Annotated in this window: 7 protein-coding genes; 1 reads left to right on the forward strand and 6 read right to left on the reverse strand. The window is 43.1% G+C overall.

The features are described 5' to 3' along the window. Both BLU98_RS05705 and BLU98_RS05710 read right to left on the reverse strand, forming a co-directional pair. The coding region (locus BLU98_RS05705) for a CHC2 zinc finger domain-containing protein (protein WP_257574735.1) at positions 1-1,673 on the reverse strand (1,673 nt) is incomplete at its 3' end. Then, entirely contained in the window at positions 1,654-1,872 is a 219-nt protein-coding gene (locus BLU98_RS05710; RefSeq protein WP_092723261.1) for a SymE family type I addiction module toxin, read from the reverse strand. The genes BLU98_RS05705 and BLU98_RS05710, both read right to left, overlap by 20 nt. 126 nt (positions 1,873-1,998) lie before the next feature. Here BLU98_RS05710 and BLU98_RS05715 point away from each other — a divergent pair, with 126 nt between their 5' ends. Next, the gene (locus BLU98_RS05715; RefSeq protein WP_092722932.1) at positions 1,999-2,364 is read left to right on the forward strand and encodes a helix-turn-helix domain-containing protein; all 366 of its coding nucleotides are present in this window, start codon (positions 1,999-2,001) and stop codon (positions 2,362-2,364) included. A gap of 49 nt (positions 2,365-2,413) precedes the next feature. Here the strand turns inward: BLU98_RS05715 and BLU98_RS05720 are convergent, their stop codons facing one another. From BLU98_RS05720 to BLU98_RS05735, 4 genes are read right to left on the reverse strand one after another with little or no spacing between them, the layout of a single operon-like run. Beyond that, positions 2,414-2,800 carry a barstar family protein gene (locus BLU98_RS05720; protein WP_092722934.1) on the reverse strand — a complete coding sequence of 129 codons (387 nt, stop codon included), beginning with the start codon at positions 2,798-2,800 and terminating at the stop codon, positions 2,414-2,416. Position 2,801: 1 nt separating this feature from the next. Next, positions 2,802-7,451 carry a DUF6443 domain-containing protein gene (locus BLU98_RS05725; protein WP_092722936.1) on the reverse strand — a complete coding sequence of 1,550 codons (4,650 nt, stop codon included), beginning with the start codon at positions 7,449-7,451 and terminating at the stop codon, positions 2,802-2,804. 25 nt (positions 7,452-7,476) lie between these two features. Continuing rightward, positions 7,477-11,370, reverse strand: coding sequence for a hypothetical protein (locus tag BLU98_RS05730; RefSeq protein WP_139173844.1), 3,894 nt, complete (start codon positions 11,368-11,370; stop codon positions 7,477-7,479). 34 nt (positions 11,371-11,404) lie between these two features. Beyond that, positions 11,405-12,520 carry an autotransporter outer membrane beta-barrel domain-containing protein gene (locus tag BLU98_RS05735; RefSeq protein WP_092722940.1) on the reverse strand — a complete coding sequence of 372 codons (1,116 nt, stop codon included), beginning with the start codon at positions 12,518-12,520 and terminating at the stop codon, positions 11,405-11,407. Between the last annotated feature and the right edge of the window lie 22 nt (positions 12,521-12,542).

The following is a 12,542-nucleotide window of genomic DNA, read 5'->3' on the forward strand; positions in this document are numbered from 1 at the left end:
CTGCCCTGTATCAGCGCGTGCAGGGTGTCAGCCGTCTTGTGGCTGATGGCAATAATCAGTAAAAAAATACGGTTCCTTTCTTCTCCTACAATACCCGCTTTACCGAGCAGTTCGTTCAATCGCTTGATCAGTTTGGGTTTACTGGCAAACTGCTGTAAGGCTTCTCTTTCCTTGGCCGTTAATACCGGCAGTGCCTGCTCGGGCGGCCTTGCTTGTTGCAGCTGCTTTTCTATCAGTTGCTCCAATAAATCTGTCAGCCGGTAAAGGTCGGCCTGCAGTGTAGCTGCTGGCAGCGATAGTTTTTCGCCTGCCTCTTTGCACAGTTTCTCTACCTGCTTGTCCTCGTACAGATCAATGCGGTTCCTGGCCTTTTGTGTACTGGCTTTGTCTTCTATCACCAGCATGATCTTCATATTGTCTGTGGTCTTCGGTAGTCCACCCTGTATGTAATAGTTTACTGTATCCCTTTCGTAGCGCAGCTTGTAAGGGTTCGTGCTGTCCAGTTCTCCGGTAGTTATAGGGGGTGGTGTTTTTGTTGGTTGCTTGGGCGCGCCGCGTTCTATAAACAACTTTGCTTTTTCTTGTTGCTCACCGGCATTGTTATTTTCTTTTTCAATTGAAAAAGAAAAATCCGCTGTTCGCTGCTCCAGTAAATCAATAAAGACATCCATGTTATCATGTGCCTGTGCCATACTGTTGATGTCTTCACCTTGCGGCATCTTTACACAACTGATACGCGCTTTCGTATATAAGGATTGTAATGCAATGGCATGTTTGCTGGTAGCTTCCGCACCTGGCTGATCAGCATTGAGCCAAAAAATAATCTCTTCTAATTGGGTTAAAGATTGGATCGCTGCCTGGTGTTCCTGCGTAAACCCATTGGTACCATACAACGCTAAAACACTGTACTGCGATGCGATAGCGGGGATTTGCAGCAGGGTGGCCGCATCAATGATGCTTTCGGTAAGGATTAATTTCTTTGTATCAGTTGCAGGGTATTTAGGATATAGACCAGACCGGTCTTTTAAATAAAAATGTCTTTGATCCTGGTTGTTTAACGTACTTCTAAAATATAAGCCTGATACATGGTTACTGCTGTCTTTGAGGGCAAACACGATGCACCATTTACCAAACACATTATATGCTGTATCGCCCGTACGGCTTTTGTTACCCACATCATTTAATAATCCATGTTCAATACAACTCTTTATCAGCGCTTCGTCTTTTCTTGTGCCGTGATGGAACTGGCCGGCGTTGTAGCCTACTTCGGTTTGCCTGTAATCAATACACCTCGCTTGTAAATACTCCTGTGCAGGTTTTGAGTTGTACACCGCATTCTTAAAATAGCTGAACATTTTTGTCAGCACCGCCTGCCGGGTTAAACGTTGCAGCTGGTTATCTCCACCGATCAGTGTCTTTGCTTTTTCAATCGCTTCATGCTTACTGCATTTTTCCAGGTACATGATAAAATCTATCACATCCATGCTCTTGCCATGCGTGGCGCAGTTACTACTGAAGCAATACGCCGTCTGCGTTTTATAGTACACCTGTAAACTCGGCGTGCTGTCATCGTGGAACGGGCAACGCAGGCGGTTCTGTTTATCCGGATACAGGTTATAATGCTGCAACACTTCCCTGATCGGTAGTTGCTCTTTAATGGCTGCTATGTCCATCGACTGCACAGTTTTTAATGGTGAGCATATTTTCTTCCACCCTGATCTCTACCGGGTCACCTACTTTAAAGCCCGCCTGTTCCAGCCACAACCCGCATACATTTAACCAGGGGATCGTTTTACACTTGCCCGGACTGCTCCAATCGCCACCAGTCACCCGGCACTTGTAGTGCAGCTTCGCTTTTCGGATCGTTTTCATTGCCATGATTATTTGTTTCTTATTTTTCTACTGCTAAATTACTAAATAGTTTCTATTTTAGACACTATTATGTTTACCAATTTTCCACATGACGGCAAAAGTTGCTTTAATTACTACTTTTGTATCATGAGTTTAGCAGACAGCATTAAAAACATCCGGGAAGAAAAACACCTCATGCAAAAAGAGGTCGCCACCCATATCGGCGTGGATAAGTCAACTTATAGCAAGATTGAAAAGGGGCTCCGGGAACTGACCGTGGCAGAACTTCAAAAAATAGCGCAGCTCTTTAACATGACCACCGACCAGTTGCTTAACTACGATGGCGACATGCCCCAGGAAGTGGTGCTCGAAGATAAAACCGCAGTGGAACAAATGAGGCTCATTCAACAACTCGACGATGAAGACAAGAAAACCATTTTCAAACTCATCGATAAAATGCTTACCAATAAAAAGTTCAAAGACTTCTTTCAAAAAAATGTAGCACTGATGTAAACAACAAAGCCCCGGATTTTTCCGGGGCTTTGTTGTTTAAGTTTGCGTCTTACATATAATGAACTATAAATCGGGATCTTTTCCTGTATTCATCTTCCCCATCATAATTAGGAACGCCATTCCACTCCATTGTTATGTTGGTCAGTATTTTTTTAATCGCCTCTTGTTCATTCAAACTTTCATCTTGCAAAAATGCACTTGCATTATCAACTACTAGAATGTAATTATCCGCGTTAAGCCAGGAAAGATCATTCATGATTTCAGTGAAAGAATTCATATTTCCTGAATAATAATCAGGGAACTTAAACTCTACACTGACTTCTTTCATAAAAGCTTTTAATGTCCTGGATTTATTGCCATCAATCAGTCCGATATATGTTGTCGTTGGGCTTAAATCGTACTGACTGAACAACTTTATTTTAGTCTGATTATCCATTTTACTTCATCTTAATTTCTGTAAATGTCGAGTAATGATTTTCAGTATAGTATGATTTCCCATTACTTCCAATAACAACCCTGTCGCCACCTCTGTTTTGTCCTTGCACATAGGGGTTCACATCATACTCTTTATATGTTATTGTATTCCCTGAAGCATCTTTTTGAGGTAAAACCTGTCCTCCCGATCTACCATCATTTTCAAAAACCCTACCACCTTTATATCCAGGTTGAGCTGCTCCATTTTTCCTACTAGCATAATCAACCACATTTCTTGCAGCATCAGGAACATTAGTTTCTGATGCACTGCTTGCTGATGATGTAAACAATGAAATCAGACCTGAAATTCCTTTTCCAATCATTAAACCAAATGCAAAATCAGAAGCATCCATCCCCACACCCTCAATATGGGTTATTTTGTACCCTTCTTTTTTCAGTTTAGCCTCTGTCTCACCTTTTTTTACAGCAGTGGGCTTACTACCATCAACACTTACTGCATCTTCATCTCCTTCCCATTTTGTGATTTCGGCTTTTTTATTTTTTGAATCAACTTTTACGATATCATCATCCTTACCTTTAAATTGGCCTAAGAAAGCTGCAATATCTTCAGCTCCTTCAATCCTAAATCCACCAGCAATTTCAGTAACAGACATCCCATCAGGGTCTATAAATCTAATAGGATTGTCAACACCATAGGTATAAGGGCTCCACCTTCTATACTGCTCTGACAGAGGGTCAATCACATGCCATCTACCTATCTGAGGGTCCTGCATCCTGGCTCCATAATCATACAACTCCAATCCACTACCATCACTAAACTCCTGGTGTTGTAATTCTTTGCCGTTGTATTTGTATTTGTTTTCGAGTTTCCCCGCAGACCTACTGCTTATCCCTGCCATCAATAGCCCCATCGGATAGAAGTGATTTTCCTCGATCAAAGGCCCTCTTGTATGTGTCACTTGCAAGTTATCAAAGAACACATCAACGTTTGATTCGTTGCTGCAATACACATAAAGATACCCGTTTTTCGTCATGTTCACCGCCTGCACATGGGTCTTCAGCTGGTCGCTGGCATCATTCACCGCACTGAAGCCGCTGCTCGCGCTGACTGCCCTGAACTGTTCGTCGAACAAGATCCAGTTGATATAGGCTTTGGGACGGGTGGTCGTTACCGGGGCATTACCCAGCCAGCTGGTTACATCACCGGGGGTAACCGCTGAACCCGTTAGCGCCGCTGCTGTGGCTCCCTTGCCCGAGCCCGCTACCGCACTCGTGCCCGCCAGCGCTGTCAGCAGGTCGTTCACTGCGATCGGGTAACCATTATTGGGGTTGCTGCCGGGGCTGTGCCAGAAACTCTTGCCAAAGATGCTCACATTATCCCCGCTCATGACCCTTAGCGTAATACCCAATCCTGTCTTATCTCCTGTTGCACCGTTCAGTCGGTACATCTTCAGGCTCGTGGCTGTAGTATTACTGCTCGGGTTGGTATTGTAGGGTGGGTTGCCATTGTTGTTGGGATAAGGCGTGGTTAGGCTCGCAGGGTTGAGGGTGATGGCCCCCGTATTGATGGTATAGTAACTGCTCTCTGTGGCGGTGGCCCCATCTTCTAAGGTAGCTGCAGGATATACATCCTGTTGTTGTTCATCGGTCAGCACCATCCGCGTATTGCCCAGGTGATCCTTGATGAAATAATCATAGTTAAAGACCGTTGGGCTGCCCAGCGATACGGCATGGTTCAGCCTGATCCTGCCTTCTTCATGACCGAAGAACTGCAGGCTGTTGTTCTCGTACACAAAGCCGCCCAGGTAATCGGTGGTGGTCGTTTTATTGCTCAACACCGTATCCCTGGTGATCTTTTCAAGTTTGTTGCCCGTTGCATCATAGATATAAGTGATCGTGCCCTTTCCTGTTGCCGTTACCCTGTAAGGCAGGTTCAGGTGATTGTACACAATGCCATTAGACGAGCTGTTACCAATATCTTTGTTCAGGTCTTTGAGCAGGTTGCCGTTGTTATCATAGCCATAATCAACAGCGGCACTTGTTTTAGCGCCTCCCAGGCTACCCATATAAGCAGCGGAGCTTCTGAAGTCTCCCAATATGGTCTGTGTATCGTTCTGTGCATCCACCACATTCTGTAATTTGTTGCTGTTGGTATTGTACGTGTACGTGAGGTTATCTACCAGGGAGCTGCTGTTCAGTTTCAGCCCCTTCTGCTGCATCGCCCTGATATTGCCGTTCTCATCATAGGCGCTGGCTGCTGTTGCACCGTCGCCCATTTTGGTCGAAAAATCGATCGTGAAGCCTGCATTCACCGGGTCTGCTTTTGCCCAGCTGCTGAACTTCTGGTTAAAGTCTGCAAACAGTAACCGGTTGGCCCCGTCATAGCCATAACCAAAAGCCCGCTCTGCCCCATCGCCCGCACCCTGCCAGCGCTGGCCCGAGATATTGCCGCTGAACTCATTGCTGCCAAAGCCCCAGTCGTAACCCAGATCCATCGCAAACCATTTGTTATTGGCTGGGTTCATTTGTGAAGTAGTGGGGCCCGATGCTGCGCCGTAATTCCAGTTCATCCCCTTCAGCCAGCCGCGGATATTGTAACTGTAATCTGTATTGTTCAGCGCCGTAGTATCCGGCATCGATTTTTGGCCCAGTGTTTTTCTGAACAGTTGCCCCATCGCATCATAACTGTTGCGCACGGTGATCCGTTTGGTGCTGTCGTTGTCATTGACCTGCCTGGTGATCGTTAACAATCTTCCTACATGGTCATAATCCATATTGGTACGCACCCGGTGGTTGCTGATATTGCCTGCCGGGTTATTGTGCACTAAATAGTTGCAGATCACTTTATTCGTAAAATCATAGCGGTTGGTATTGATATCCTGCCCGCCTTTGTAATTATCGGCATTGGTCTGGATCACCCTGCCCTTGTCATCATAAAAATTAACGGTCTCCAGCCAGTTACCTATTGTAAGGTCTGCCGGGTTCTCTATCACCCTCACCCTGGTCACCGTGGCCATGCCCCTGGTCTGGCTGCTGTTGGCAGCGGGTAATGTTTCTCCATAGGGGTTGGCGCCAATGCCCAGTTTACTGTTGTTGGCCGTGTTGTATGTTTTATTGGTGGCGCTGTAATCATCATAATACGTGTAGGTAAGTGCGATCGGGTTGGTGCCGGCAGGCAGGGGGTTATTCAATACGGTTATGGTGTTGCTGAAGCTGCTGCTGCCACCAGTAACAATCTGTGCGACAAACTCGGCGCCGTTCTCACTGGCAAACTCTCCCGTAACGGTAATGGTACCCGTTGCCTGGTAGGCAGTCCTGCCTGCCTCCCTCATGCTGATCAGCAGGTTGGCTGGTATGGAAGGAGTATAAGTGCCATTCGTGGTCACTGTGCTGGTGCTGTTGTTACCGGTATTCCTGTCTGCATAAGCCTGCAGGCTATCGGGCCTGATATTATCGGTCATCATGCCTGTTTGCATAGGGCGGTTCAAGACGTCGTACAACGTGTAGAACCATTGATTGCTGGTATTCATATTGGCGTCCTGTGTAAACACCAGCCGGTCTCTCTTGTCATAGATCATATACACCCAGCCTGCGCCGGGTACTTTCTTGGCTGTCATGCGCTGGCGGCCATCGTATTCATAACGGAAGCACAGCTCGGTAATGACTGTGCCGGCGCCGGTGGTCAGGTCCCAAATATTACTGTTCAGAAGGGTTTGCACTGCTTTGGGCGGCACAACAAAACGCAACAATCCAAAATCATCATACACATAATAAGTGCAAAGCCAGCCCACATGTGCTGTGCCTGGTGCAGCGGCAATCTGCACTTTCTTTAATACCACACGCCCTTCCTTGTCCTTATACTCCACTATGCTATTCCCTTTTTCATCTATCGTTACATTTTTGTACAACTGGCCTGCGCCATAAGCAGCAGTAGTAACAGGAATATTGGTGCTTACGTCAGTATTGAGGTAAGTAAGTGCATTATTAGTGATGGTCCAGATCCTTACCGAATCGCTGACGCTATTTACCAGGTACTGCAGCTGTACCGCATGTTCGCCGGCGCTGCCCTCTGTGCCCGCCCAGCTGTTACCGGGGGCAAAGGTCTTCAGCACCCGGTTCAAAGGGGAAGCTTCAAAAACCGTTTTGCCATAATAAATCGATTCATTGATATAAGCCGCCTGCTGGGCCGGGTAGCTGGTACCGTAAAATGCGCTCTGATCGCCAAAGGGATCTGTTTTTAACAGACCATCTGTTGCTGTTGCTGCATAAGGAAGGAATTTATACATTTCCCTGCCCAGTGAGTCATATACAGCAGGTGCTACCAGGTCTTTTTTTACCGGAGAGCTTTGCCAGTTGACTGTCTGAACAGGCCGCCCCAGGCCATCTACATACTGGGTGGCACGGGCCACTTCAGATACAAGCCTGTAAGAAGATATCACAGAATCCTGTACCGAATAAGGTTGCCGGGGTTCCCATGTCCGCACATAGTTCACCACAGCGCCCGCACTGTACGCTGCTGGCTTATACCCTACGATGCCCGTGGCAGCTACCTTGGTATCAGCCGTGGGTGTATTCGTCTGGCCAACTGCCTGCTGTAATACCAGTACGGACAAGACTGTCAGGTATCCTGAAACTTTTTTGAGGAAAGTCATATTAGATGATTTTTTACGTTCTTTATTAGTTGTTCGGTGCCTGGTATTGATAATTAAATCGCTTTATGATGTTTTTGTCCTGGTCGCGAATTATTGACAGACGATTAACAGCATCGTACTCGTAATAGCTTATTTTGTTATTGGCATCCCACATACTGCTGATTCCTTTCATCGGTTCATAGGTATAAGTATTCATTTGTGCATCCACCGGAAAAATCCTTATATCATCTACCGGGCCTGTTAATACCATGCCATTAGTATAGGCCTGTTGGTTAAGATTCCATTTCCCATTTGCAAAATTCCACCATTGAATTATATAGCTGCGTGCATTAGGGGGTGCATAGCTCGTTGTATAATTTGCATTCAAGTAATACTTCCCTGTATGAGGTAAATCAGATAAAATATTTGCCAATGAACTTTCCTCAAATCCCTCATAGAAAAATTCTTTAATTCCTGTTGATACGGTGCCCACAGCAACGCCTATATAAGAGTAGTTGATATAATAACTAAATGAATAGCTTTGAAAAGTTGTGGAGCATGAAAAACTCAATGTGTATACACCGGCAGGCATATTATTGTATGTTATTGATGAAGGTGTAGTACTGCAATTAGTTCCCCCACCCGCAGTACATAATGAACCGCTTTGAGAAGAAGCCCCACTTAAAGTAAATGTTGTATTTACCTGTGCCCCGGGAGGGGATGCTGGTACAGATATTGTTATTGTTCCAGCCTGTGACTGAGTAAAGGTAACTGAAGAACTAAAAGACGACACACTAACACCTATCGCGGAGGAAGGACTGGCAGCAGCAATAGATGTGTTATAGGTATATACAGAATCATGCAAAGTATTAGCAACGTTGATGGCTTTCACAATAGGGTATTCCTTATTATATCCCCAATCAAAACTTACAGGTATTCCATTACGATCAATATATTCAAGAATATTTCCCCGGTTGGTATAATTTATATATTGTGCTTTCTGCTCTGTTGAACCGGAACCATTGGCTTCATAAGAACTTCCGGGTACAGGAAAAGGATTAAGCACTGGGTATGACTTATAATCAATACGGTTGTATTTCATTGGGTTGTTGTTCCTGGTAACAATTGTCTCCAGTGGAATGGCAGACATACCGGTTGACATCATAATACTTTTACCCTGCTGAGCTATCGGAGATAATCCTGTTATACTATCGTTGCAATAATTGATAGTCGAAAGAAGCGTTTCCCCTTTGCTGCTATATGTTGTAGTAGTTTTCCGGTTTCGGTAAGTATCATAAGTATAGCTATTAATAGTGGTTAGGGGATTTAAACCATTTTGATCGTATTGAACAGTTGTATCGCTTTGCAAAAAGGGGTAATGTGTATAAATTTCCAGTGCGTACATCTCTGCTCCTTGGTAAATTGTACCGCCGGGGAAAAACCCTTGGATTGGTGAATATAATGAACCGGCTAATGCAAATTTATTTACATTCAGATATCTTCTTACAGCACCTGTAAACCGGTTAGGATTATTGTTGTACTGGTAAGACTTTTTCAACAATAATGCTGATCCCTGGTTATAAGTATTTTCCTGTAATAAAAGGCCTCTTTCCAGTTCGGTAGAGCTGCTCTGGTAATCCTGGAAATTAAAATTGCTATATTTATAAAACTCAGATGAAACAGGTACCCGGTCTGAATACCCATTATCATGATTGGAGTATATATACTCTTTCATGCTGCCATCGTTGTTTTGCTCAATTACATCAGTATACGTTAACAGGCTCCCGTTAGTTAAATGCATGGGAGTTCTGTTATAGCTGGTCCAGATAGTATAACTAAATTGACCGGTTTGTGAATAATTGTCAATATAATTAGGAGCAGCCCCATTTAAAACTCCGCTGGATAGGAAACTGCGGTGAATATAATCCCTGTAATAGAGGTAATTTTTAGTTAACACAGGAGCATTAAACCCTGCTGAAGAATTAATTTGCTTAATCCTTACTCCTGCGGCGATGTATGTATTATTTTGATCGGTTGGTGTAACAGAAAAGCTTGTTCCGGAAACATTCTGTGTAAGTGTTTTAGAATAGGTATTTGGTTCCCATATGAATTGTGTATTGCCTCCTGTTGGATAGATGATAGAGGTCAAAATCCCCAATTGCATGGAATCCTGGTTTGGGGTTCTGCTGTTATAATAATTTGTAATGGCCGGATTCAATAAATTTTGCCAGTTAAATGTTCCGGAGCATGATGATGGAGAACTAAAATAACTGCATAGCGGATTTACTCCATTATAGTAACCCCAGTGATCAATTTTTACTGTTTCATAAGGTATACCTGCTAAAGCTGCTTTATTGTTATAAGCAAAACGGGTAGCCGCAACCGAAATATTATCGGAACCTTTTACCATCAATGAATCCAGGAAAAGGCGGTTATTGGCATTTTCGGTATACCTGAAATAAAATGATTCTAAATTCTTGCTATTACTAATAACATTAATGGAATCTAATTTCATAAAAGTTGATCTCTTGGATGCAACTTCTGAGCTGGCACAGGTTGGCATAGTACCATTAAAAAGTTCGTACCCGTAGGCACAGAACAAATTCAAGGTAGCCTGTGGCAATGACAAGCCAACAAGTGTATAGTCCAGGATATTTGCCTTTGATTTACTGAAATTTAAAGAACCATTGGTACCGTTAATACTGGCCAGACTCACACCATCCAGTATAGATAGCTGGTCATCTGCCCCTGTGGTTGAACCACCTCCGCCGGAAGTTTGATAGCAATTATTACATGTATATTGATATTGCGATCCGCCAGGATTATTGATTATCTGGTAACCGTCCCTTGTATATTTAAAAGTAACAGAATCTCCTGTGGGGCTTTTTATTTTGGTTAAATACCATGTCATCGGAACAGTTCCTCCATCTCTTCCTTTTAATGCATCGCCTCCCCCTGGATTTATCCGGGTAAATTCAATAGCGGTAGAATCTCCAGTTAAAAAATTTTTGTTACCCAATCCCCAATCCTGAACAAAGCTTCCACTTGAAGTTCCATAGCGCCTCTGCGTTGCATGTATATTAGATATCGTGTCAGCTCCAAAATAATATTTTGTACCATCATTCCCTGTTAATATGAATCTCGTGAGGCAATTATATATAGTTGAACCGCTAAAAGTACAATTGGGGTCTTGTATCAAATAGGGCCCTGTTACATAATCAACTTTAAAATTTAATCCCTGCTTGCTTTTCATTTTCCAGAGGCCATCCTGTCCCATAAACAAGCTGCCGCTCATTCCCAAAAAATTAAAAGCAAATTCATCCGGGGCTTTGTCTTTTCTGTGCTTATACGCATTATCCTGCGACGAAGAGATTGCCTGAGTTGCCGGATAAAGCAATTGATAGTCTGTGTTTAAAGTTGTAGATGACCAATAATTATCTCCCAGAATACCGTAATTATAGAAAAAGCCATTTTTATTAGCATTAATAGAACTTGGCACATCAGGATAACTGCTGGCTTCTAAATATGCCAAAGCCATATTTATCCATTCATCCGGTAAATCATTTATTATTCTTGTTATAGCTCCTCCTGCCTGTAAAGTCCATCCCTGCCCCACCCAACTCGCATGATCTGCAGGTTTTATTCCGCCTGCGTGGTACGATAAATGAACAGGGATACTTATACTTCCCGATTTAAACTTATAAATAGGCATATCAATCTGTGGTAACCCGGTAAAATAATCAACGGGTACCTGGCCATACATACCTAAAGAAGCGGCATTAGGTGTGGGAAACAAATTCCTGTTTTCAACTTGTGATTTACAAACTGAGATAATCAAAACAAATACCGGCAAAAGAAATTGCTTTTTGAATAAATTCACAATGATAGTCATATGATATTTTTTGACCTTTTTAAAAAAATGAAAACCCTCTTCGTACATTTTTATTTAATTAGTTACGATGATTAGTTTCGGTTTATTTCCTTTGTTGTTTCTCTATCTTTCTTTCAAGCTGTTCTATCTTCTTATTTTGTTCAATTACATATAAAGTCAGTTCCTCAATCTTTTTCAATAACAAAGCCTGGTTATCTCCCACATTGATGCCTTTGGTTTCCACCTCATTAGCCGCAGGTATTTCTGGCAGATGTTTGTTCTCTTTAATAAATGTTTCGAGGCTTCGAAGACTTCTCAACTTGTAATCTTTATCAAATACATAATCGCTCCAACCAGTTTGAGTAACAATGAGTTTTTGGGTCCTGATATTACCATTAACAGAAAGTTTTTCAGAAGGGTTAGTTGTACCAATACCTACGTTGCCGCTTTGGTTTATCCGCATCCGTTCAACCAGGGAATTACCATCATTTGTCCAGAATTCAAGCCGATGGCCTGCTAACCCCGCCTCTATAAGTGCATTATAATTGACCCCATCAAAGAAAGCAATGCTTGCGCCAGAGCTTTTGGTTAGGAAAAGATTGGAGCCGGAAGAAACTGTTGTATTAACAGTGCCATTAATATCAATAGTATAAGATGGGGAAGTAGTACCAACACCTATTTTCCCATCACTCTTAAAATACATTTGAGAATTATTAGTAGTATAATTATAAAAATTAAGGTCATTACCATTTGGATAATTACCTATAATTCCAAATGTGTTTGAGCCGGCTTTCTGGAATCGTAAGGCTGGTGATCCATTCCCTGCATTTAAATGCATAGAGGCCTCTCCATTACTTCTAAATATTTCGATTGAGCCATTTGGATTTATGCTCCCGAAGCCGGCATTTCCGTTTGAAGCAATGGATAATGCAAGAATATTATCTGAGCCATTGAGAATATCAAAGGTTGAAAACCCGGTTACATACCCGGTGTGACCTACCCTCCATTTCTTCCCACCTGTATTATTTACTGTCTGATCAAATGACATATATGCATTTGATCCGGTTTGGCCTGTTATCTGTAAGGCATTACCAGGGCCAGTAAGCGTTAACTGCCCACTAACGGTTCCCCCGCTGGTAGACAGATATTGTGCCTTGGTCCCAATGCAGATGCTTATAAACAAAGTAATAAGTAAAAATTTCATTATACTGTATTGCATTCTTGATGTTTTTAATAGGATA

Origin of the sequence: Hydrobacter penzbergensis, from assembly GCF_900106985.1 — a bacterium.
Lineage (GTDB): Bacteria > Bacteroidota > Bacteroidia > Chitinophagales > Chitinophagaceae > Sediminibacterium > Sediminibacterium magnilacihabitans.